General features: G+C 69.1%; 26 protein-coding genes and 1 tRNA gene. 8 read left to right on the forward strand and 19 right to left on the reverse strand.

The features are described 5' to 3' along the window. Nucleotides 1-609, reverse strand: a complete 609-nt coding sequence (locus tag IE660_RS07855; RefSeq protein ID WP_203567775.1) for a TetR/AcrR family transcriptional regulator — start codon at nt 607-609, stop codon at nt 1-3. A gap of 522 nt (nt 610-1,131) precedes the next feature. On the opposite strand from IE660_RS07855, the gene IE660_RS07860 reads away from it, so the two are divergent. After that, nucleotides 1,132-1,791: an HAD-IA family hydrolase gene (locus IE660_RS07860; RefSeq protein WP_328701892.1), complete on the forward strand. Its 660-nt coding sequence runs from the start codon at nt 1,132-1,134 to the stop codon at nt 1,789-1,791. Nucleotides 1,792-1,901: 110 nt separating this feature from the next. Here the strand turns inward: IE660_RS07860 and IE660_RS07865 are convergent, their stop codons facing one another. From IE660_RS07865 to IE660_RS07900, 8 genes are all read right to left on the reverse strand, one after another. Further along, nucleotides 1,902-2,528: an MBL fold metallo-hydrolase gene (locus IE660_RS07865; RefSeq protein WP_203567776.1), complete on the reverse strand. Its 627-nt coding sequence runs from the start codon at nt 2,526-2,528 to the stop codon at nt 1,902-1,904. Further along, entirely contained in the window at nt 2,525-3,643 is a 1,119-nt protein-coding gene (locus tag IE660_RS07870; protein WP_203567777.1) for an S-(hydroxymethyl)mycothiol dehydrogenase, read from the reverse strand. The genes IE660_RS07865 and IE660_RS07870 overlap by 4 nt, the downstream gene beginning before the upstream one ends. 94 nt (nt 3,644-3,737) lie before the next feature. Next, complete coding sequence (locus IE660_RS07875) at nt 3,738-4,181, reverse strand: hypothetical protein (RefSeq protein WP_203567778.1); 444 nt, start codon at nt 4,179-4,181, stop codon at nt 3,738-3,740. Next, the gene (locus IE660_RS07880; RefSeq protein ID WP_203567779.1) at nt 4,178-4,666 is read right to left on the reverse strand and encodes a hypothetical protein; all 489 of its coding nucleotides are present in this window, start codon (nt 4,664-4,666) and stop codon (nt 4,178-4,180) included. The genes IE660_RS07875 and IE660_RS07880 overlap by 4 nt, the downstream gene beginning before the upstream one ends. 3 nt (nt 4,667-4,669) lie before the next feature. Beyond that, the gene (locus tag IE660_RS07885) at nt 4,670-5,206 is read right to left on the reverse strand and encodes a WXG100-like domain-containing protein (RefSeq protein ID WP_203567780.1); all 537 of its coding nucleotides are present in this window, start codon (nt 5,204-5,206) and stop codon (nt 4,670-4,672) included. After that, nucleotides 5,206-5,538: a hypothetical protein gene (locus tag IE660_RS07890; RefSeq protein WP_203567781.1), complete on the reverse strand. Its 333-nt coding sequence runs from the start codon at nt 5,536-5,538 to the stop codon at nt 5,206-5,208. The genes IE660_RS07885 and IE660_RS07890 overlap by 1 nt, the downstream gene beginning before the upstream one ends. Further along, the gene (locus IE660_RS07895; protein ID WP_203567782.1) at nt 5,538-5,942 is read right to left on the reverse strand and encodes a hypothetical protein; all 405 of its coding nucleotides are present in this window, start codon (nt 5,940-5,942) and stop codon (nt 5,538-5,540) included. The genes IE660_RS07890 and IE660_RS07895 overlap by 1 nt, the downstream gene beginning before the upstream one ends. Before the next feature lie 99 nt (nt 5,943-6,041). Beyond that, complete coding sequence (locus tag IE660_RS07900) at nt 6,042-6,902, reverse strand: heavy metal-binding domain-containing protein (RefSeq protein WP_203567783.1); 861 nt, start codon at nt 6,900-6,902, stop codon at nt 6,042-6,044. A 137-nt stretch (nt 6,903-7,039) separates the two neighbouring features. Between IE660_RS07900 and IE660_RS07905 the strand changes: the two genes are divergently transcribed. Then, nucleotides 7,040-8,506: a lysine--tRNA ligase gene (locus IE660_RS07905; protein ID WP_203567871.1), complete on the forward strand. Its 1,467-nt coding sequence runs from the start codon at nt 7,040-7,042 to the stop codon at nt 8,504-8,506. Between the two features lie 37 nt (nt 8,507-8,543). Here the strand turns inward: IE660_RS07905 and IE660_RS07910 are convergent, their stop codons facing one another. Further along, nucleotides 8,544-8,828 carry a cell division protein CrgA gene (locus IE660_RS07910; RefSeq protein ID WP_203567784.1) on the reverse strand — a complete coding sequence of 95 codons (285 nt, stop codon included), beginning with the start codon at nt 8,826-8,828 and terminating at the stop codon, nt 8,544-8,546. 105 nt (nt 8,829-8,933) lie between these two features. Here IE660_RS07910 and IE660_RS07915 point away from each other — a divergent pair, with 105 nt between their 5' ends. Further along, complete coding sequence (locus IE660_RS07915) at nt 8,934-9,740, forward strand: DUF881 domain-containing protein (RefSeq protein WP_235997137.1); 807 nt, start codon at nt 8,934-8,936, stop codon at nt 9,738-9,740. 158 nt (nt 9,741-9,898) lie between these two features. Here the strand turns inward: IE660_RS07915 and IE660_RS07920 are convergent, their stop codons facing one another. The 8 genes from IE660_RS07920 to IE660_RS07955 all read right to left on the reverse strand — a co-directional run bounded on the left by IE660_RS07920 (nt 9,899) and on the right by IE660_RS07955 (nt 18,488). Beyond that, entirely contained in the window at nt 9,899-10,213 is a 315-nt protein-coding gene (locus IE660_RS07920; protein ID WP_203567785.1) for a hypothetical protein, read from the reverse strand. A gap of 34 nt (nt 10,214-10,247) precedes the next feature. After that, the gene (pknB, locus tag IE660_RS07925; RefSeq protein ID WP_203567786.1) at nt 10,248-12,425 is read right to left on the reverse strand and encodes a Stk1 family PASTA domain-containing Ser/Thr kinase; all 2,178 of its coding nucleotides are present in this window, start codon (nt 12,423-12,425) and stop codon (nt 10,248-10,250) included. A 103-nt stretch (nt 12,426-12,528) separates the two neighbouring features. Next, the gene (locus IE660_RS07930) at nt 12,529-13,956 is read right to left on the reverse strand and encodes a peptidoglycan D,D-transpeptidase FtsI family protein (RefSeq protein ID WP_203567787.1); all 1,428 of its coding nucleotides are present in this window, start codon (nt 13,954-13,956) and stop codon (nt 12,529-12,531) included. Next, complete coding sequence (locus IE660_RS07935) at nt 13,953-15,386, reverse strand: FtsW/RodA/SpoVE family cell cycle protein (protein ID WP_203567788.1); 1,434 nt, start codon at nt 15,384-15,386, stop codon at nt 13,953-13,955. Before IE660_RS07935 ends, IE660_RS07930 begins: the two co-directional genes overlap by 4 nt. Then, complete coding sequence (locus IE660_RS07940; RefSeq protein WP_203567789.1) at nt 15,386-16,825, reverse strand: PP2C family protein-serine/threonine phosphatase; 1,440 nt, start codon at nt 16,823-16,825, stop codon at nt 15,386-15,388. The genes IE660_RS07935 and IE660_RS07940 overlap by 1 nt, the downstream gene beginning before the upstream one ends. After that, nucleotides 16,822-17,292: an FHA domain-containing protein FhaB/FipA gene (locus tag IE660_RS07945; RefSeq protein WP_203567790.1), complete on the reverse strand. Its 471-nt coding sequence runs from the start codon at nt 17,290-17,292 to the stop codon at nt 16,822-16,824. Before IE660_RS07945 ends, IE660_RS07940 begins: the two co-directional genes overlap by 4 nt. Before the next feature lies 1 nt (nt 17,293). Further along, nucleotides 17,294-17,998, reverse strand: a complete 705-nt coding sequence (locus IE660_RS07950) for an FhaA domain-containing protein (protein WP_203567791.1) — start codon at nt 17,996-17,998, stop codon at nt 17,294-17,296. 82 nt (nt 17,999-18,080) lie between these two features. Beyond that, the gene (locus IE660_RS07955; RefSeq protein ID WP_203567792.1) at nt 18,081-18,488 is read right to left on the reverse strand and encodes a globin; all 408 of its coding nucleotides are present in this window, start codon (nt 18,486-18,488) and stop codon (nt 18,081-18,083) included. A gap of 270 nt (nt 18,489-18,758) precedes the next feature. Between IE660_RS07955 and IE660_RS07960 the strand changes: the two genes are divergently transcribed. The 5 genes from IE660_RS07960 (at nt 18,759) to IE660_RS07980 (ending at nt 21,663) form a co-directional block, all read left to right on the forward strand. Continuing rightward, nucleotides 18,759-19,418, forward strand: coding sequence for a trimeric intracellular cation channel family protein (locus IE660_RS07960; protein ID WP_203567793.1), 660 nt, complete (start codon nt 18,759-18,761; stop codon nt 19,416-19,418). A gap of 51 nt (nt 19,419-19,469) precedes the next feature. Further along, nucleotides 19,470-20,675 carry an inorganic phosphate transporter gene (locus tag IE660_RS07965; protein WP_203567794.1) on the forward strand — a complete coding sequence of 402 codons (1,206 nt, stop codon included), beginning with the start codon at nt 19,470-19,472 and terminating at the stop codon, nt 20,673-20,675. Between the two features lie 3 nt (nt 20,676-20,678). Further along, on the forward strand, nt 20,679-20,945 hold the full coding sequence (locus tag IE660_RS07970; protein ID WP_203567795.1) for a hypothetical protein: 267 nt from the start codon (nt 20,679-20,681) through the stop codon (nt 20,943-20,945). Nucleotides 20,946-21,139: 194 nt separating this feature from the next. Beyond that, the gene (locus IE660_RS07975; protein WP_203567796.1) at nt 21,140-21,400 is read left to right on the forward strand and encodes a hypothetical protein; all 261 of its coding nucleotides are present in this window, start codon (nt 21,140-21,142) and stop codon (nt 21,398-21,400) included. Then, the gene (locus IE660_RS07980) at nt 21,346-21,663 is read left to right on the forward strand and encodes a dihydrofolate reductase family protein (RefSeq protein WP_203567797.1); all 318 of its coding nucleotides are present in this window, start codon (nt 21,346-21,348) and stop codon (nt 21,661-21,663) included. The genes IE660_RS07975 and IE660_RS07980 overlap by 55 nt, the downstream gene beginning before the upstream one ends. On the opposite strand, the gene IE660_RS07985 is transcribed toward IE660_RS07980, so the two are convergent. Then, nucleotides 21,652-21,728, reverse strand: a tRNA-Pro gene (locus tag IE660_RS07985). The genes IE660_RS07980 and IE660_RS07985 overlap by 12 nt on opposite strands. Nucleotides 21,729-21,737 lie beyond the last annotated feature (9 nt).

A 21,737-nucleotide genomic window follows, 5' to 3' on the forward strand; every position in this document is an offset into this window, starting at 1 on the left:
TCAGGACTCCTTGGAGATGCCGTGCAGCAGCAGAGCGGTGACTTCGTCGCCGTCGGTGATGCTGCGGTCTGAAAGGAACGGGTGGTGGATGGCCATCACCAGGGTGCGCAGGTGGCTGGCGGCCACCTCGGGGGTGGTGCGCAGGTCGGCGGCGAAGGGCTGCAGCACCGTGGTGATCGCCTCGTGCACCTGTTGCGCGCGGCGCTCCTGGGCGGTGCGGTGCTGGTCGCGGGTGCAGTCGTCGCCAGCCGGGGGAGTGGGGGGCTTCTCGCCGCGGGCGTGCAGGCTGGCGAAGAAGGCGGAGGTGTTCTTCACCGATGACCCGAGCAGGTCGATGACCTGGCTGACGGCCTCGTCGAGTGAGTTGGGCCGCAGCTGGGAGAGTTGCCGGCACACAGTGGTCGGGTCGAGCACCTGCTCGATGACGGCCTGGACGAGGTCGGCCTTGGTCGGGAAGACCCGGAACAGGGTGCCCTCGGCGATGCCGGCGGCGTCGGCCACCTCCTGGGTGGTGAAGGTGAGGCCGGGGGTGGCGACCATCGGGACGGCGGCGTCGAGGATGGTCGCGCGGCGCTCCAGGGGAGGCATGGCGGGTGCGCGGGGTGTCACCCGGGAAACTCTAGTGAGTGAGTGCTCACTCATTCAAGTCGGGGGTGGCGTGAAGTTCGGGTCGCCCTGCCCTTGGCCTCGGGCAGCGGCGGGCCCGGTTTCCGGCAGAGGTTTGACGGTGAGTGTCTCTGGGTGGGATGGATCCCGAACCTCTGCCCGTTTCGGGACACCGGGCACTGGGGACCGACAACGGACCGATGGCGAACAGTCGGGCGCTCCGGCGGGGAGGCAGGCAAGTCCCAGGACATGTGAGACATCGTGTGCGGACCTGACCATGTCCGGAACCCGGCAGGGGTTGAGAGTTCAAGGCGGTCTAGCCGTTCACCCCCGCGAGTTCTGCCGGGTTCCGGGCATCGGGTGACGCTCACCAGTTGGTGCCGGCGATCCGGGAACGCCGGCAGTCCCAGATCGGACCTGACCGCACGCGAGGGGCGGCCGAGGGTCGAGGTGGCCGACACAGCAACCTCTGAGCGGGGGGCGAACAGGAGGGCCGAGCAACCCGGTCAGCCCTAGGATCGGGGCGTGGTTGACCTCGGATCGCTGCCTGACCGCACTTTCGTCGCTGTTCTGTTCGACATGGATGGCACCCTGGTCGACTCCACCCCGGCGGTGGAGCGCTCCTGGCAGACCTGGGCCACCGAGTACGACTTGCCGCGCGATGCGTTGCAGCAGGCGCATGGCATCCCCGCGGCCACGACCGCACGCAACCTGCTGCCGCCCGAACTGGTCGACGAGGCGATCGAGCGCATCACCGCGATCGAGTTGGCCGACACCGACGGAGTCATCGCGCTTCCGGGTTCGATCGAGGCGCTGACAGTGCTCGACGACAGCCAGCGGGCCATCGTCACCTCCTGCCCCGATGACCTCTTCGAGTTGCGCATGCGCATCGCCGAGATACCGATGCCGTCGGTCTGCGTCACCGTCGAGCGGGTCCAGCGCGGCAAGCCCGCCCCGGACCCCTACCTGCTGGCTGCCGAACTACTCGGGGTCGACCCGCGTGACTGCCTGGTGGTCGAGGACGCCGTCGGAGGGCTCGAGTCAGCCAGGGCAGCGGGCTGCGCGACCCTCGCGCTGACCACCACCACACCACGAGAGCTCCTCGAGGCCGATGGCCACGCCGCCACCCTGGCCGACGTCGCATTCAGCCTCGAGCGCGACGGCATCCGGATCAGCCCGGCCTGACCGCACGCGCGTGTCGGCAGCGCATCTCGGCATCGCACCAGCGCCCCCGCCCCCCCGCAGGCCAGCGAACCCATTGCGGGGACGAACCGCTCAGCTCGCCCAACCGCCGGTCAGTGGCCGCGGGCGATCCACTCCTCCAGGTGTGGCCGCTCCGCCCCGATCGTGGTGTCGTCACCGTGGCCGGTGTGCACCACCGTCTCGTCGGCCAGCGCGAACAGCTTCGTGCGGATCGACTCGATGATGGTCTCGAACGACGAGTACGAGCGCCCGGTCGCCCCCGGCCCGCCCTGGAACAGGGTGTCGCCGCTGAACAGCACCCCCAGCGCCGGCACGTGGTAGCAGACCGCGCCCGGTGAGTGCCCCGGGGTGTGCAGCACCTGCACCTGCACCCCGGCGACGTCGATCAACTGCCCGTCGGCCACCTCGGCATCAGGGCCGTCGTCGTAGACCAGGTCCCACAGCACCCGGTCGTCCGGGTGCAGCCAGATCGGCGCGCCGACACGCTCCGACAACTCACGCGCCGCCCTGATGTGGTCGTCGTGGGCATGAGTCAACAGGATCGCCACCACCCGTCGTGCGTCGATGAGCTCCGCGATCGCGACATCGTCGTGGGGGGCGTCGAACACCACGCACTCGTGCTCGTCACCGAGCAGCCAGACGTTGTTGTCGACCTCCCAGGTGCCACCGTCGAGGCTGAAGGTGCCCGAGGTGACAGCGTGCTCGACACGGACGCTCATGACAGTTCCACCACCGATCGCAGCACGTCGCCGCGCTGCATCCGTTCGAAGGCGGCCTCGACATCACCGATGCCGATCCGCTTACTGACGAAGAACCCGAGGTCGATCCGGCCCTGACGATCGAGGTCGACCAGCATCGGGAAGTCCCGCTCGGGCAGGCAGTCGCCGTACCAGGACGACTTGAGTGCGCCTCCTCGTCCGAAGATCTCGATCATCGGCAACTCGACCGTGGTGGTCGGGTGGGGCACGCCGACCAGGACGACCACCCCGGCCAGGTCGCGCATGTAGAAGGCCTGTTGGTAGGTCTCGGGACGAGCGACCGCATCGATCACCACGTCGGCGCCGAAGCCGCCGGTGAGCTCACGCACCCGCTCGACGGCGTCCTCGGTCGAGGAGTTCACGGTGTGGGTCGCCCCAGCCTGGCGGGCCCACTCGAGCTTGCGCTCGTCCACGTCGATGGCGACGATCGTGGTCGCCCCGGCCACCCGCGCACCCATCACGGCGGCGTCACCGACACCTCCGCAGCCGATCACCGCGACCGTGTCTCCGCGCCCGACACCACCGGTGTTGACCGCCGCGCCGAACCCTGCCATCACCCCGCAGCCGAGCAGCCCGACCACCGCTGGGTCGGCCTCGGAGTCCACCTTGGTGCACTGCCCGGCCGCGACCAAGGTCTTCTCGATGAATGCCCCGATGCCCAACGCCGGTGTCAGCTCGGTGCCATCGGTCAGCGTCATCTTCTGGGTGGCGTTGTGGGTGGCGAAGCAGTACCACGGACGACCGCGCCGGCACGCCCGGCAGGTGCCGCAGACCGCCCGCCAGTTGAGGACGACGAAGTCGCCGACCGCGACGTTGGTGACACCCGTGCCGACCGCCTCGACCACCCCGGCGGCCTCGTGGCCCAGCAGGAACGGGAAGTCGTCGTTGATGCCGCCGTCGCGGTAGTGCAGGTCGGTGTGGCAGACCCCGCAGGCCTGGACGACCACCACTGCCTCACCCGGGCCGGGGTCGGGGACGACCACGTCGACCAGTTCGACCGGTTGGCCCTTGGCGCGGGCGATCACACCCTTGACGGTCTGCGAACCCCTGGACTGTGATGGATCGGTTGGTGGCATGACCCCATCGTGGCCGATCGACACCCGGCCCAACAGGAATCGGGCCCGATCGGTGGCGACTGCCAGCGATCGGGCCCGAATCCGTCCGGGTGTCTCAGCGGGGCACTTCGTGCATCAGCGTGAGCAGGATGACGTCGTCCTCGTCGTCGAACTCGAACCGCAGCCAGCGTCCGCCGACCTGGTGCAGGACGACGTTGTCGGCGGTGTCGTCGGGGTCGCCGAAGACCTCGCGGACGTCGACGCGGCTGGGCATGTCACCCAGCCCCTCGACCAGCTCACCGAAGTCGGGGTAGGCGGTGTACTCCACGCCGTACTCGTCGGTGTCGTAGGGACGAAGGAACACCGTCGTCAGCGTGCCCTCGGCGTCGAAGCTGAGGTCGGCACCCTTGTCGGCGAAGGTCCAGAACTCGCCGCCGTCGATGCCCTTCTGCTTCTTGCGCTTCGGTCCGACCAGGGTCACGACCTCGAGGATCCGCGGGTCGGGGTTGCTGGCCCCGATGGCGGCCAGGAAGGTGGTGAGCTGTCCGCTGGGGGTCATCCGATGCCTCGCTTCTTGTTGATCTCCCGGATCTTGTCGATCGCGGCGTCGACGTCGGCTGCGTCGTAACCGTCGTCCAGCAGATTCTTGCGCAAGGCGGCGTAGTCACGCTCGGCGGCAGCGGCCAGGTCCTGGGCGTCGAGGTTGATCTGGGTCTTGGTGTTCTTGCCGCCGTGGGTGCGTCCGCGCTTGTGCACGTCACGGGGGATGGTGATCGCGGTGCCGTTCTCGCGCAGCCAACGCTCCTGCGCCGGGGTGAGTTTGCCCTTCTGCTCGAGCTCCAACTGCTTCTTCAGCGCGGCCAGGCTGGGGATGTGGTCGTGCTCGAGCCCGTCGCCCACCACGTCGCCGCGACGCAGGTTGCCGTACTGGTCGACGTCGAGCGCCTTGGCAGGACGCTTCGACCCGATGGTGAGCTTGTCGGCAATCTTCTTGCTGATCAGGTCGGTCTTGCCCTTGGCGGGCTTGCGGACGCGAATCGCCATCGCTCAGCCCCCCACGATCTTCATCACGGCCTGGTCGAGCAGGTAGCCAATGGCCGCACCGGCACCCTGGCGCACCAGGAAGGACGCGCCGGCGCCGACGCCACCGGTGAAGATCGCCACGCCCAGGGCGATCGCGTCGAGCAGTATCTCGGCGACCACGGCCAGCCGTAGCGCCGACACGATCCCGGCTGCGACGTCGTAACCGGACGAGATCAGCGGGGCGACCTCGGCCAGGTTGCGCAGCGCAGTGACATTGCTCTCCTCGCCGGCCAGGTAGCTGGCGAAGGCGGTCGCGCCGGTGCCCGCGTTGTTGCTGGTGATGTGGCGGATGTCGGCCTCGAGCATCGCCAACTGGCTGGTGACGGTGTCGACAAGCGAGTCCCACTGGGTGCCCATCGCCCGCAGCGCGCCCTCGTTGGTCGAGGGCCACTCGTAACCGAGCAGGTTGAGCAGTTCAGTGAGCTTGCTCTCGGCGTAGTTGCGTAGTTCGCCGATGCTGGGCAGGTCGGGGAAGTCGATTCCCGGGAAGTCGAAGCCCATCACAGATCACCCACGCTCACGCCGGAGAGGTACTCGTTGTCGGCCTCGGTGCCGGCATAGGCGGCGCCGGTCTGGATCATCATGCCGCCCTCGGAGTCGAGGCCCTCGGCGATGCCGGGTGCGACCTCGTCCATGACCCCCTTGAGGATGCTGAGCAGCAGTGTGATCGCACCGTCGACGGTGGCCATCCCATTGGCGGCGCCGCACGCGGCGGCGTCGGTCGACGAGGACGCCACCGACGAGATGGCGCTGCGCACTGCGCTCGACGTGGACTGGAAGTCCTGTCCGGACTTCACCCACGCCGAGGGGGTGAATTCGACGTCGTTGGACATCAGTACTCCCTGGTGAGGCGATCGAGTTCGTTGTCGAAGGCTTGACGGATGGTGCCGCGGGCGCGTTCCAAGGCCGCCGAGACCTCGGCGATCTCGGGGGTGGCGTTGCGCAGTTGCTTCAGGCTCTCCTCGTTCCACTTGGTCCACGCGGCGTTGACGCAGGCGCGCACCTTGTTCTCGACCTCCTCGACAGTGGCCTCCTCGAGCCAGATGTGGTCGAGTCGCAGCGAGGCCACCTGGGCGTCCTTGACCGTGACCCGCACCTCGGCGCGGTCGGTCTCGTGCTCGGTGACTACGCTCTTCAGCGTGCCCTCGTTCGGGTACTGGTCCTTGATCCGGTTGGCCTGGGCGGCCACATCGGCGACGGCCTCGAAGGCCTGGGGGAATCGGGTTTCCTCAGTCACCCTTCGAGGCTACGGACCCTCGGGTCACGAAGGCACGACGATGGCGGTGGCCCCCGGTGGGACCACCGCCATCGAGGTGGGCAAGTTGAGTAGCGGTGCTCAGTTGTCCTGAGTATCGGACGGGCCCTGGTCGAGGAAGGGGTTCGACTCCTCGAGCAGGTGGCCCTCGTGATCGCTGTTCTGGGACGAGGCGTCCTGCTCGTCGTCGCCCGCGTCGTCCGACTCGTCGACCTCGGCGCGACGGGGACGTCCGCCGACCAGCTTCACGGCGGTGCCGTAGGCGGTCACCTCGGACGAGGTCTCCGAGATCTTGCCGCCGTCGAAGCGCAGGCCCACGACGGCGTCGGCCTCGGCCAGTTCGGCCATCTCGATCATCGCCGCCACGGCCGCCTGACGGGTCTCGGTGAGCACGACCGCCTGGTCGGCGCTGGCCTTCATGTCGCGCGGACGGGTGACCACGCCGATCACCTCGCCGAGGGTCTCGCTGATCTCCTGGCCGGCGATGCAGTCGGTGGTGCTCACCAGAAGGTCACGTCGGCTGAAGCTGATCTGGCGGGGCGCCGGCTCGGGAACCGGGGTCGCCGGCACTGGCTGCGGCGGGGCTCCCCACCCCGGGCCGCTCTGGGATCCGCTCTGGGGACCACCCTGCCCGGGGGCACCCTGGCCCGGTCCGCCTGGTCCTGGAGGGCCTGCGGGAGCACTCGGCTGGCCCTGCGGCGGGCCCCACTGCCCAGGGCCACCAGGGCCACCAGGGCCACCAGGACCACCGGGCCCGGCCGGGGGACGCGCGCCCCAGCCCTGCTGCCCGGGCTGGCCCTGCGGGGGTCCCCACGGTGGCTGGCCCTGCTGCTGCCCGGGCTGGCCACCCCACTGGGGCTGTCCCTGCTGGGGCTGGCCCTGACCGTAGGGGTTCTGGCCGTAGGGGTTGTTGGCCCCGTAGGGGTTGTTTCCGTAGCTCATGGCGCCACGATACGGCCCGGTCGGCTCCATCGCCTAGGCTGTGCCGAGTGAGTGAGCAGACCCCCCAGCAACCGGCAGCCGCCGCCCAGCAGGGCGCCGACGACTCGTCCCAGGGCGAGGCCTCGGTCAGTGAGCAGATGCAGGTGCGCCGCGACAAGCGCGCCCGAATCCTCGGCCAGGGCGGTCAGCCCTATCCGGTCGACCTGACCCGCACCCACACCCTCGAGCAGGTCCGGTCGACGTGGGGCCACCTCGAGGCCGGTCAGGAGACCGACGACGAGGTCGTCATCGGTGGACGGGTGGTCTTCGTCCGCAACACCGGCAAGCTCGCCTTCGCCACCCTGCAGGACGGGTTCACCCCGACCAGCAACGGCGAGCGGTTGCAGGTCATGCTGTCGCTGGCCGAGGTCGGTGAGTACGCCCTGGCAGCGTGGAAGTCCGACGTCGACCTGGGAGACTTCGTCTGGGTACGGGGACGAGTGATCTCGTCCCGACGCGGGGAGCTGTCGGTGATGGCCGCCGAGTGGCGGATGGCCTCGAAGGCGCTTCGTCCGCTGCCGGTGCTGCACAAGGACCTGTCGGAAGAGGCGCGTGTGCGCCAGCGCCACGCCGACCTGGTGGTGCGGCCCGAGGCGCGCGAGATGGTGCGCCAGCGGGCGCTGGTCACCGCCACCATCCGCCGGGTGCTGGCCGAGCAGGGCTTCATCGAGGTCGAGACGCCGACCCTGCAGCTGGTCCACGGTGGGGCGGCGGCTCGTCCGTTCCGCACCCACATCAACGCCTTCGACATCGACATGACGCTGCGGATCGCCTTGGAGCTGCCGCTGAAGCGGGCGATGGTCGGCGGGGCTGACCGGGTCTACGAGATCGGACGGATCTTCCGCAACGAGGGCATCGACTCCACGCACTCGCCGGAGTTCACCATGCTCGAGTCGTACATGAGCTGGGGCAGCCAGTTCACCGTCGCCCAACTCACCCAGGACCTGATCGTCGCCGTCGCCCGCGAGCTCGACATGATGCAGGTCGAGACCCCCGCCGGCGTCATCGACCTGAGCGGTGAGTGGGCGTGGCTGCCGATGTTCACCGGGCTGTCGGAGCACTTGGGCCAGGAGGTGACCCTCGACACTCCTCGCGCCGAACTGGAGCGGATCGCTGCCGCGCACGAGATCGAGGTCAAGCCGATCTGGAACGACGGCAAGCTGGCGATGGAGCTGTTCAGCGAACTGGTCGAGAAGACCCTGCTGCAGCCCACCTTCGTCCACGACTACCCCGCGATCGCGCAGCCGCTGGCCCGCAACCACCGCGACGACGACCGGATGGTCGAGGCCTGGGACCTGATCATCGGTGGTGTCGAGCGCGGCACGGGCTTCTCGGAGATGATCGACCCGGTCAACCAGCGGCAGGTGCTGGTCGAGCAGGCCTTGGCCGCTGCCGCCGGCGACCCGGAGGCGATGGAGTTGGACGAGGACTTCCTGGCCGCGCTCGAGATGGGTGCACCGCCGATGGGCGGCATGGGCCTGGGCATCGACCGGGTGATGGCCCTGTTCAAGGGCGTCGGGCTGCGCGAGACGATCCTGTTCCCGTTGTTGCGCCCACAGGGCTGACGCTCGCGGCCGCGGCGGTCGGCCCCCGCTCGGACGACTACTTCCAGAGGGTGGCCAGGGCGAAGGCGGCAGCCATCAGGCCCATGCCGATCAGCACGTTCCAGTCGCCCAGGCTCGACATGCCGGGCACCTGGTAGCCGGCCACGTAGTAGACCACGAGCCAAGCGACCCCGAGCAGGCCCACCGACGAGAACACCCAGGGCACCCAGCCGCGGTCGCCGCCGGCCAGGCGCGACTCCTCGTAACGCTTGCGCGCCAGTGCGGAGCGGTCGGCCGTCTTCCGCTTCTGCGAAGCGGTCTTGCGGACTCTGGACTCGGGCACTGCTGGCTCCTGTCAACACGGGGCGCTGGCGGCCTGCGCCGCTGGATCACTGGGTAGCCTAGTCGACAGCCGCCACGACACCCCATTCGGCCCCGGGAGGTGACCATGCCAGAACCCCAGGATGTGCTCGAGGTGGGCGGGCACGGGCTCGGTGAGCGCATGGTGCGTGCCCTGCGCCATGCCCGGGCCGCGATGGGACGATCGCCGCGCACCACCTGGTCGCGGATGGCGACGATGGGCGTGATCGCGCTCGCCGCACTGATGGCCACCGTCGGCGCGATGGCTGCCCGTGGCGGTGACCTGAGGGCCGGGCGCAACGCCGACCTCACCGACCTGGTGATCGTCGAGGTCGAGCAGAACCGCCGCCTGACCGGCGAACTGGCCGCGCTGAGGGCCGAGGTCGAGGGCCTGAGCAAGCTCGACCTGGCCGACCCGGCGCTGGCCGCGCAGCTCGAGACCATCTCGATCCAGTCCGGTACGACCCCGGTGAAGGGTCCGGCGGTCAAGGTGGTACTCACCGATGCACCGCTCGAGGTCAAGCCCCCGGGCGTCTCGGACGACCTGCTCGTGGTGCACCAGCAGGACATCCAGATGGTGGTCAACCTGCTCTGGGCCTCCGGTGCCGAGGCGATGACCATCCAGGGCCAGCGGGTGGTCTCGTCCACCGGTGTGAAGTGCGTCGGCAACACGGTGGTGCTGCACGGCGTGCCCTACGCCCCACCCTACGAGATCGTCGCGATCGGTGACGTGGCGGTGCTCAACGCCGCGCTCGACTCCAGCCCGGCGGTGGCCATCTACAAGCAGTACGTCGAGGCCTACAAGCTGGGGTGGAAGCAGTCGACGCTGACCGAGGTGACGATGCCGGCCTACCAGGGCAGTACGACCTGGAAGCACGCCCGCCCGCCCCGCTGAAGCACCGTCGCGCGGTACTGGTCTGCGCCGGGCGGTCATCTCCCCCAGGGCAGGATCAGCTGATCGCGCGTCCGGGTGGCTCGCCGATCACCAACGCCTCGCCGTCGCGCAGCCCGTGGAAGGGCTGACCTGGTCGCACGTGGCGCGCCGCGACCTCGTCAGCACCGCTGATTCCGGGTGTCCGGGGGAGTCCAGGTGTGGGACGAATGGCCGGTCGAGCACGCCCAGCCCGTCGAAGCGCACCTCGCCGTACCACCGTTCGGCGTCGGCGACCGGGTCGCGAGAGGTTCGGCGTGCAGTCCGAGGGCTGCCAACTGGGCCAGCTGGAGTTCCCGGTCGCGCCGCAACCGGGCGGTGTCGTCGACGTGGTCGATCGCGTTCGAGACCAGCAGGCCGTGGCGCCGCTCGCCGATCAGGTCGACCAGCTGCTCGGGGTGGTCACCGAGTTGGTAGGACGACAGGTAGAGCCTCATCGGCCAGGTCTCGTCCGGTTCGAGCGGCCGATGGTCAGCCGCCGGGGGTGGGGCTCTCGTCCGCGGACGAGGAGGAACCGCCCTCGGGCTGGGTCGCCACGAACACCTCGATCACGGTCTTGCGGTCGACCACCTGGCCGTCGTTCGGGGTCTGGTTGAACACCTTGCCCGCCTCCTGGCTCGAGGTCTGCTCGGTGACCTTGATCGTGAAACCGGCGTTCTTGGCGATCTGGGTGGCTCTTTCTACAGTCAGGCCGCGCAGGTTGGGCACCGCCGACTTGCCGGTGGCGACCGTGATCGTCACGGTCTGGCCCTTGGCCAGCGGGGAGCCGCTGCGCGGGTCGACCGAGAGCACCTGCCCGGCGACGGCGTCGGTTGGTTCTGTCGTGCCGGTTTCGCTGGGGTCCTTGCTCACCACCTCGTAGCCGGCCCGGCTCAGGATCTGGGTGACCTCGCGTTCGGTCTTGCCGACCAGGTCGCCGGGGATGACCGGGGTGCCGCTGCCGATCTTCAGGGTGACCTCGCTGCCCTTCTCGACCACCTTGCCGCCCTCGGGATCGCTGCTCACCACCTTGCCGGCCTCGCCTCCATCGGTCGGCTCGCTCTTGACCTTGAGGCCAAGGTCGGTGAGCTGCTTGGAGGCGTCCTCCTCGGACTTGCCGCTCAGGTCGTTGGGGATCTGGACCTTGCCGGTGGCGACGGTGATCTTGACCTCTGAGCCTTCGGCCACCTCGGCGCCGCTGGCCGGGTCGAGCGAGACCACCTGGCCCTTGTCGTAGTCGGCCGGGGTGTCGGCGGGGGAGGCGTCCGAGCGGGCCACGGTGAAGCCGAGCTCGGTGAGCGCGTCGGTGACCTCCTTCTCGGTCTTGCCCTTGAGGTTGTCGGGCACCTTGACCAGCTTGACCCCGGTGTTGACGGTCAGGTTGATGCGGGTGTTCTCGGGCACCGACGCCAGTTTCTCCGGCGTCTGCTTGATCACCTTGCCCTTGCTGTCCTCAGGGCCGTTGACGTAGGCGATCTCACCGACCTGCAGCTTGGCGTTGAGGATGGTGGCCCTCGCCGCTGACTCCTCCAGACCCTCGACCACTGGCACCGTGGTCATCGCCACTGTCGGCGTGGGGTCGGGCTTGAGCACCTGGTAGGCGCCGAAACCGAGCGCCACCAGCAGCAGCCCGAGCAGGGTGACCAGCACCCAGGTGCCCGCGCCCCATCTGCGGCGCTCGGTGATCGCGGTCTGGGTGGTGGTGACCGGGTTCAGGAACCCCGAGGGGTTGGTGTCGTCGGAGACCACGACGGGTGCGACGGCGGTGGGTGCCGGTTCGGGGACCGCGACCACTGGGGGCGGGATGACTGCGGTCACCTCGTTGCCGGCCAGCACGCGGGCGATGTCCTCGCGCATTTCGCTGGCGTTCTGGTAGCGGTCGGCGGGGTCCTTGGCCAGCGCCTTGAGGGTGACCGCGTCCATCGCCGGGGTCAGTTCGGGGTCCAGGTGGCTGGGCGGCACCGGGTTCTCGCGCACGTGCTGGTAGGCCACGCTCACTGGCGAGTCGCCGACGAAGGGAGGTCGTCCCACCAGCAGTTCGTAGAGCAGGCAGCCGGCGGAGTAGATGTCGGAGCGGTGGTCGACGGTCTCGCCGCGGGCCTGCTCGGGCGACAGGTACTGGGCGGTGCCGATCACGGCCGCGGTCTGGGTCATCGTCGCCGAGGTGTCGGCGACGGCGCGGGCGATGCCGAAGTCCATCACCTTGACCTGACCGCCCTTGGTCAGCATCACATTGGCTGGCTTGATGTCGCGGTGGACGATGCCGCCCTTGTGCGAGTAGGCCAGAGCGTCCAGCACTCCTTGGACGAACTGCAGGGCGCGCTCGGGCAGGATCTTGCGGCCGTCGCGCAGCACCTCACGCAGGGTGTGGCCCTCGACCAGTTCCATGACGATGTAGGGCACGCTGAGCCCGCTGGGCTCGTCGATCGCCTCGCCGGTGTCGTACACCGAGACGATGTTGGGGTGGTTCAGGCCGGCAGCCGCGTGCGCCTCACGACGGAATCTGGCCAGGAACATGGGGTCGGAGGCGAGGTCGGTGCGCAGCCGCTTGACCGCGACCAGGCGGTCGAGCCGCTGGTCCTGCGCACGCCAGACCTCGGCCATGCCGCCGCGTCCGATGACCGTGTCGAGACGGTACCGGCCACCGAGCACGGTGCCCTGCGAGCTCATCGATGGGTTCCTTTCCAGGTGCCGGGGCGCCTCTGGGGGCGTCGGACCGACCTCCATTGTGAAACATCTGCCTGAGACGAAGGTGAGGATGCCATCAGGTGTCTCATCGCCGCGCCTCGATCACGGCCTTGGCGATGGGGCCGGCCAGGCGCCCACCGGCGATCTCGGAACGCTCGATCTGGGCATCCTCGATGAAGACCGCGATGGCGATCTTGGGGTCGTCGGAGAACGCCACGAACCAGGCGTAGGGCGGACGATTCGGCGCGGACTGGGCGGTTCCGGTCTTGCCGCCGACCCGCACCCCGTCGACCTGGGCGCGCTGCCCGGTGCCTTCGGTGACGGTGGTGACCATCATCTGCTGCAACAACTTGGCGTTCGAGGCGCTCATCGCCCGGTTCAGCTGGGTCGGGCGGTGCGAGCTGATCACCTGCAGGTCGGTGCCGCGCACCTCCTGGGCCAGGTAGGGGCGCATGACCACGCCGTCGTTGGCGATGCCGGCGGCGACCATCGCCATCTGCAGCGGGGTGGCCGCCACCTCGTACTGGCCGATCGCACTCAGTGCGGTCTGCGGACGATCGGGGTCGGCGGGGAAGTGGCTGTTCACCCAGGGCACGTCGGTCGGCACGTCGGTGTCGAAGCCGAACAGCTTGGCCTGCTCGCGCAGCTTCTCGTCCCCCAGTTGCAGGCCGACATTGGCGAAGGCGGTGTTGCACGAGACCGCCAGGGCGTGTTCGAGGCTGGTGCGCGCGCCACCACAGTTGGTGTCGTTGCCCAGCCGGGTGGTGGTGTTCGGCAGGGTCATCACGGTGGGTGAGTCGACCATGGTGTCGGGCTTCATGCCGTTCTCGAGCGCCGCGGCGGCGGTGACCAGCTTGAAGGTCGAGCCGGGTGGGTAGATCTCCTTGGACGCACGATTGGCCAGTGGCCGGTTCTTGTCAGCGTTGAGCGTCTTCCACGACTCGGTGGCCTTGGCCAGGTCGGTGCTCGACAGCGTGTTGGGGTCGTAGCTGGGGGTCGAGACGTAGGCCAGCACGGCACCGGTGGTGTAGTCGATGGCGACCACGGCCCCCTTGCGTCCGGCCAGGCCGTCCCAGGCGGCCTGCTGGGCCCGTGGGTCGATGGTGGTGTGCACCGAGGCACCCTGCGGGGTCTTGCCGGTGAGCTTGTCGAGCACCCTCGAGACGGCCTGGGACGAGTCGGTGCCCGCCAGTTGCTGGGTGTAGTTCAGTTCGATGCCGGCCGCGCCGAAGTCGTAGGCATACCAGCCGGTGACCGGGGCGTAGAGCCTGGCCTGCGGGTAGCTGCGGGCGTAGCGGAATCGTCCGTCCTGCTGGTTCGACTGGGCGATCGGGACGTTGCCGACCATGATCGGACCACGGTTCTGGGCGTACTCGGCATCGCGCACCCGGCGGTTGCGGGAGTCACCGGCCAGACCCGGCGAGCGGACCACCTCGTTGATGCTGACGTTGACCAGCAGTGCGAAGAACATCAGCGCGGCCACCACGGCCACGCGCCTGATCGGTCGGTTCATCGTCGGCCTCCGCCCGTCAGCATCCGGGTCTCGTCGTCGGCCAGGTTGGTGACCGTCGGTTCGTCGGTGACCACACCCAAGCTGATCGGACGCCGGGCGTGGTGGCTGATCACCAGCATCAGCGCGATGATCACCCAGTTGGCGATCAGCGAACTGCCGCCCTGGCTCATGAACGGGGTGGTCAGGCCGGTCAGCGGCAGCAGTCGGGTGACGCCGCCGATGATCGCGAACACCTGCAGCGCGAACACGAAGCTCAAGCCGCTGGCCAGCAGCTTGCTGAATGGGTCATGGCTGGCCAACGCCATCCGCAGGCCGCGGGCGACCAGCAGCGCGTACAGCATGATCACCGCCATCAGCCCGACCAGGCCGAGTTCCTCACCGATCGCGGCGGCGATGAAGTCGCTCTTGGCCAGGGGTGTCAGTCCGGGACGACCGAGCCCCCAGCCTCGTCCAGTCAGACCGCCCCAGGCGAATCCGAACTGGGCCGAGATCACCTGGCCGTTCTGGTCGTAGTTCTCGAAGGGGTGCAGCCACGACGAGATGCGCACCTGCACGTGGTTGGTGTAGTTCACCGCCAGCCAGGCCCCGACGGCGAACAGCACCGCGGCCAGCGCCGGCCAGCCGGCCCGCTCGGTGGCCACGTAGAGCATCAGCACGAACAGCCCGAAGAAGAGCATCGAGGTGCCCAGGTCGTTCTGGAAGACCATGATCGCCAGCGACGCCGCCCACATCAGCCCGATCGGCATCAGGTCACGCGCCCGCGGGATCTGGATCGGCCCGAGCTTGAAGCCGCTCAGCGAGAGCACCTCGCGGTGGGCGACCAGGTAGCTGGCGAAGGCCAGGGCGAGCAGGATCTTGGCCACCTCCGACGGCTGGAAGGAGTAGCCGGCCACCCGGATCCAGATCCGTGACCCACCCAGCCGCACTCCCAGCCCGGGCACCAGCGGCAGCATCAGCAGGCCGACGCCGGCCAGGAACATCAGGTAGGGGAAACGCTGGAGGCGGCGGTGGTCACGCAGGAAGATGATCACCCCGGCGAACAGCGCCATGCCCAGACCGGTCCAGATGAACTGGTCCCAGGCGTCGCTGCGCGGAGGGCTGGGGATCTGGTCGATCCGGTGGATCATGGCCAGGCCCAGACCGTTGAGCGCGATCACCAGCGGCAGCAGAAGCGGGTCGGCGTAGGGCAGTCGCCAGCGGATCACCAGGTGGGCGGCGACCGCCATCCCGGCCCAGAGCCCGCACACCCAGGGCCAGTTGGCCGGCACCTCACCGGTCAGGTTGAGCCCGGTCAACAGCCAGCCACCCAGCCCGAGGGTGGTCGCCAGCAGGGTCATCGCCAACTCGACGTTGCGCCGGCGACGGTAGACCACGACCGAGCCCGTGCTGGTCACCGGCGGGGAATCCGAGGCCTGCGTGGCGAGGCTCATCAGCACTCTCCCTCGGGAGGTGCTGGCGCCGCCGAGCCCGTGAAACTGGCGGACGGGCTGCCCGATCCTGTGGACCCGCCCGAGGGCAGACCCGATCCTGAGGGTGAGGTGCCCGGTGAGGGCGAGGTCGTCCCGGTGGCCGAACCCGAGGGCACGGCCGATCCGGACGGGCGTGGGCTGGGCGAGGCGTCGTTGGGGCAGGTGCCTGCCATGGTCTGCAGGCGCTGCACAGTGCTGCGGGCCGCGTCCAGCGTGCTGGTCTTGATGGTGTCGCTCACCTGCTGGCGGTAGACCCGGGGGAGCCCGGCGACCTCGATGTCGGTGGTCTCGACCACCGTGGCCAGCGGTCGCCCCAACACCGAACCCTCGATGCCGTTGTAGATCGCGACATGGCCGTCGTTCTCGCCGACGTAGTACTGGGTCTTCGCCCAGGCCCACCCGCCGTACAGGCTGCTGCCGGTGACCAACGCGAGGACGAGCGCCAGCAACACCGGAACCCAGCGTCGACGTCGGCGCAGGGTCGGCTGGTAGCGGGCCTGCTCGTCATCGGTGTGTGCGGCGACCGGCACCGGCGCCTTGGGCACCACCGGAGACTCGTCGGCCGCGGCCACGGCCTCGTCGTCGCCCAGGTCGACCGCAGCTGCGAGCTCGTCGAGGTCGGGCACGGTGGTGCTCGCCGCGGCGCCGAGGACGACCGGCGTCCGCGCCCCCAGCGCCTCGTCGTGGGGGACGACGTCAGCCAGCACGATGGTGATGTTGTCGGCCCCGCCGCCCAGGTGGGCAGCCTGCACCAGATCGGCCATCACCACGTCGAGGTCGTCCTCGGCGAGGATCTCGGCGATCGTGTCGTCGGTGGTGAACCCGCACAGGCCGTCGCTGCAGAACAGCACCCGGTCGCCCTCGTGCACCTCGATCAGTTCGGTGTCGGGGCTGTGGGTGGGGTGGCCGTTGAGCACCTTGAGCACCAGGGAGCGGTGCGGGTGGATCGCGGCCTCCTCCTCGGTGATCCGGCCCTCGTCAATCAGCGACTGCACCCAGGAGTGGTCGTGGGTCAGCCTGACCAGGGATCCGTCGCGGAACAGGTAGCCGCGGGAGTCGCCGATGTGCACCAGGCCGAGTTGGCGGCCGTCGAACATCGCCCCACAGACGGTGGTGCCCATGCCGTCGAGGGAGTGATCACGGGCGACCAGGTCGGCGATGGTGTCGTTCGCCCTGGCCACGGCACCGGCCAGCGTGGTGAGCAGTTCCTCGCCGGTGGCCTCGATGTCGATCTGTTCGACCTCGTTGATCGCCACCGTCGAGGCCAGGTCGCCGGCGGCGGCACCGCCCATGCCGTCGGCGACCACCAGCATCGTGGGCGAGGCGAACCCGGAGTCCTGGTTGTTCTTGCGCACCAGACCCACCTCGGAGTGGGCGCGGAAGTCGAGCGAGAAGGTCATCGCTTCTCCAACCGCATCTGGGTGCGCCCGATCCGGATCACGTCACCGGACTGCACGCGGGTGCGCTGGGTGATCAGCAGGGTGTTCACCGCGGTGCCATTGGTCGAACCGAGGTCCTCGACCCACCAGTGGCCCTCTTCGTCCTGGGTGATCTGGGCATGCCGGGTCGAGGCGTAGTCGTCGTCGATGTTCAGGGTGGAGTCGGCGGCTCGTCCCAGGGCCACGGTGCCGATCAGAGGCACCTCCAGGCCAGTCTGGGCGCCCTGGATGACCTTCAGTTGCGTGGGGGCCGAGCGAGGGGGACGACGCCTGCGGGTCTGCGGCTCGCGGGGCGCGAAGTCGGGTGAGGTCGCGGCCAGCTCGCGTCCGAACAGGTCGGAGCGGATGACGCTGGCGGCGAAGATGATGAACACCCACATCAAGGCCAGGAAGGCGACCTTGAGTGCGGCGACGACGAGTTCGCTCACCTCACGAACCCACAGGGGCGTGCACCAGCATCCTGGTGGTGCCGATCTCGAGGCGGGTGCCGTCGGTGATGGTGGCCTGCCGGCACTTGGTGCCGTTGACCGTGATGCCGTTGGTCGATCCCAGGTCTTCGATGGTCACCCGCTGGGAGTCGCCGGTGCCGGCCACGTGGATCATGGCGTGCTTGCGTGAGATGCCCGGGTCGTTGATCCGCAGGTCGGCCTCGGAGCCTCGTCCGATCAGCAGTCCCGGCTCGGTGAGTGGGTGGCGCACTCCGTTGACCTCGAGCACCAGACGGGTGCGGGAATGACCGTGCCCGCGTTCGCTGGACGACACGCCTGCCGCCGCCTCGGAGGCGACGGTGAAGCGACCGGTGGGCAGCGACTCGTCCAGGTCGTACTCGATGGTGATCGGGCCGTTGAAGACGTAGCGGCGCTCGCCGGCGTACTCACGCAGTTCGGGCACGATCTCGGCGTTGAGGGTCTTGGCGTAGGGGGCGAGCCGGTCGTGGTCGCGCGGCGACAGTCCGATCATGAAGTGGTTGGGCACCAGGCGCTTGTCACGGCTCAGCAGCTTGGCCTCGGCATCGAGCTCACGCTGCAGCCGCGCGGCGATCTCGACGGGCTGTACGTCGCCCTTGAAGGCGCGCGCGAAGACGCCGTTGACGGCGCCCTCGATCCTCTTCTCGAGGCGGTCGAGCAGACCCACGTGTCCTCCTAGTGCAACTGAACTCGGATCAGTCTACTGACCAGCCGGTTGGGCCCCCATTCCGACGCGGTCACCGACCAGTTCACAGCAGCGGCAGCGATCGACCCGGGTCGGTGGTGTGGATGTTGACCAGCGAGTGGGCTGCCCGCACCAGGTGGTCGCGGATGGCCTCGTCGGCCTCGGTCTCGAGGTCGAGTTGGTCGAGCGCGCCGAGCATGTGGTGCAACCAGCGGTCGCGGGCCTCAGGGGTGATCGGGAAGGGCTGGTGGCGCATCCGCAGCCGGGGGTGCCCGCGGGTCTGGGAGTAGTCGGTGGGCCCGCCCCAGTACTGCTCGAGGAACATCCGCAACCGGTCCTCGGCGCCGGGCAGGTCGTCGTCGGGATACATCGGGCGCAGCAGGTCGTCGCCGGCGACGCCCACGTAGAAGAGATGCACCAGGCGCTCGAAGGTCGCCCGTCCGCCGACGCGCTCGTACAGGGTCTGGGTCACGCGTCATTGTCACCCGATGTCCGGAACCCGGCCAAACTTCGCGCTCCGCGGCCCAGATCGCGCCTCGGGCTGAACTTCTGCCGGGTTTCGGACATCGAGGCGCTGGCCGGACGGTGCTGCTGGCCGGGGTCGGGCAGTCGGGGTCGGGCAGTCGGGGTGAGGACAGCCGGGTGAGGGGCAGGCAGCCGTCGGGCGGCCAGCATCCGGTTCAGCACAGCGATGCTGAGCGCGACTGGGTGTCACTGTCGCTGCTGGCCCAGACTGGACCCCGTGCTTCTCGAGATGTTCCGCCTGGTTGACCTCACCGGGGTGCTGGCCAACGCCATCCTCGGCGGGATCGCCGCCAAGAAGGTGGGCTACGACCCGGTCGGGTTCGTGGTGCTGGCGATCGTCTCGGGGCTGGGTGGGGGTCTGATCCGCGACACCCTGCTGCAGAAGGGCACTCCGGTCGCGCTGGCCGAGCCGGTCTACCTGGCGGTGGCCCTGGCCGGGGCAGCCATCGCCTTCCTGGTGCCGCTGCACGTGCGCCCCGCCCGCTGGACCCTGATCGGCCTGGATGCGGTCGCCGTCGGCTCGTGGGCCGCGATCGGCACCCAGAAGGGGCTCGCGAACGGGTTGTCGTGGGGGTCGGCGGTGTTGCTCGGGGTGACCACCGTCGTCGGTGGCGGCATCCTGCGAGATGTGCTCATGCAGCGTCGACCGGTGGTGTTCGAGGCCGGCAGCCCGCTGTATGCGACCTGCGCCTTGGTCGCCTCGCTGGTGGCGATGGCGCTCACCACCGCAGGTCACCCGGGCTGGGGGACCGCGGCCTCGGTCGCAGTGGGGGCATCGATGGCGGTCGCCGCGCGCTGGTTCGGGTGGGCCTTACCGACCGAGGTCAAGCCACGGCGTCGCCACCGCAAGCGTGAGGCCAGGATGAGCGGTGAATGAGGGTGACGCCCCGACTTCTGTTCGGTGAACAGCAGGTGTCACACTGTTGCTGTGACTGACGTGACGCTCGTCCTCAGCCTGCTCGTGGTGGTGGCGCTGGTGTTCGACTACACCAACGGGTTCCACGACACGGCCAATGCCATGGCCACCACGATCGCCACGGGTGCGCTGAAGCCCAAGGTCGCGGTCGCCCTGTCGGCCGTGCTGAACCTGGTGGGGGCGTTCCTCTCGATCGAGGTGGCGCTCACCGTCAGCAACAAGGTGGTCGACATCCAGGGCCCTGACGGGGCGCCACTACCCGAACTGATGGGCCTACCGATTCTGGTGATCGTCCTGGCTGGCCTGGTCGGCGGCATCCTGTGGAACCTGATCACCTGGCTGTTCGGCATCCCCAGTTCCTCGTCCCACGCGTTGTTCGGTGGTCTGATCGGCGCGGCGATCGCGTCACTCGGCGCCGGCGGCGTCAAGTGGGACGGCGTGCTCAAGGCGGTGGCGATCCCCGCCGTCGCGGCACCCCTCGTGGCCTGCTTCGTGGCCCTGGTCGGCGCCCGACTGGTCTACCGGATCACCCGCAACCTGCCCGAGTCGAGCAGGGCAAACGGCTTCCGTTGGGGCCAGATCGGCTCGGCCTCACTGGTCTCGCTGGCCCACGGCACCAATGACGCCCAGAAGACCATGGGTGTGATCACCCTCGGCCTGATCGCCGCCGGGGTGTGGACCGACACCCACGCCATCCCGTTCTGGGTCAAGCTCACCTGTGCGGTCGCGATCGCCCTCGGCACGTACATGGGCGGTTGGCGCGTGATCCGCACCCTGGGCAAGGGACTGGTCGAGATCGACCCGCCGCAGGGCATGGCTGCCGAGGCCGCCTCCGCCGCGATCATCCTGTCGAGCTCGCACGCCGGCATGGCGCTGTCGACCACCCACGTCGCCACTGGCTCGATCCTGGGCAGCGGCCTGGGGCGTCGGGTCGAGGTGCGCTGGGGCGTCGCGGGTCGCCTGGTCGTGGCCTGGCTGACCACCCTGCCCGCTGCCGGGCTGATGGGCGCGATCTGCTGGTGGCTCGCCCACAGCGTCGGCGGCGTGGCCGGCCCCCTGCTGATCTGTGTGCTGCTGGCCGGGCTGTCGCTGTTCATGGTCTGGTGGGCCCGGCGCGACCCCATCCACCATGAGAACGTCAACGACGACTGGAACGGTGGGCTCAGCCCCGACAGGAACAAGGGCGGCCCCACCCCGCGCCGGCGAGAGAAGGTGTGAGCCATGGGTGAGTTGTTCCTCGACGCCGGACGCGCCATCGCCAACGTCGCGATCGTGGGCTTGGTGCTGGGCGCAGGCGTGCCGGCGATCTTCGCCCTGGGCATGCGCGCGCTCGGCATCGGACGACCGGTCTCGGCCGACAGCACCGACTTCACCGGCCCGGCCACCGCCACTGGACGAGCACTTTCTCTGGTCTTCTTCGCCACGGCGGTCGCGGCGGTGCTGTTCGGCTTCGTGGTGATCATCTGGGGCAAGCAACTGTTCTCGTGAGCCTCTGGCGCCGAACTCGGCGCGGTCGGGCCTCGTCCGTGCGACTCTGGTCGTCCTGTGCCCAGACTGGGCTCCACCTGCTGCAGACAGCCCATGCGCGCGATCACGGCCTCGCTGTTCAGTTCGCTCGAAGGAGTTGTCGACAACCCCGGCACCTTCATGCTGACCAGTTCGACCAACAGACGGGCGAGGCGATGGATGCCTGCCTGGCACGCTGCGACGCCGCCCTGCTCGGCCGGGTGATGTGCCAGGAGTGGGCGGCCTCCTGGCTCAACCATCCCGGCGACGGCTTCGACGAGTTCATGAACCCGGTGACCAAGCACGTGGCCTCCCACACACTCACCGGGCCTCTGGAGTGGCAGAACTCCCACCTGGTCGAGGGCGACCTGCTCGACTCCGTGTGCGGCTGCGCGAGTCCGAGGAGGGCGACGTCGCGGTCAACGGGTTGTCGGTGATCGCCCAACTGCTCGAGGCCGTCCTGCTCGACCGACTGTTCCTCGCGGTGGTCCCGAAGTTCGTCGGACGAGGCCGCCGCCTCTTCGGCGAGGGCCTGACCACCCCGATCGGCATGGAGCTGATCCAGCACAGCCTCAGCGAGCGCGGCCACCTGCTGCTCACCCGCCGGCGACGCGGCTGCAGAATCCGGCCCGGGCGACTGGGGAAACGAAACAGACCGCTACGGGCGTCCCAGCAGCGGCCTGTCAGTTGGTCGGGGTGACAGGATTTGAACCTGCGACCTCATCGTCCCGAACGATGCGCGCTACCAAGCTGCGCCACACCCCGATGGCCCTC

Origin of the sequence: Aestuariimicrobium ganziense (genome assembly GCF_015352975.1) — a bacterium.
GTDB lineage: Bacteria > Actinomycetota > Actinomycetes > Propionibacteriales > Propionibacteriaceae > Aestuariimicrobium > Aestuariimicrobium ganziense.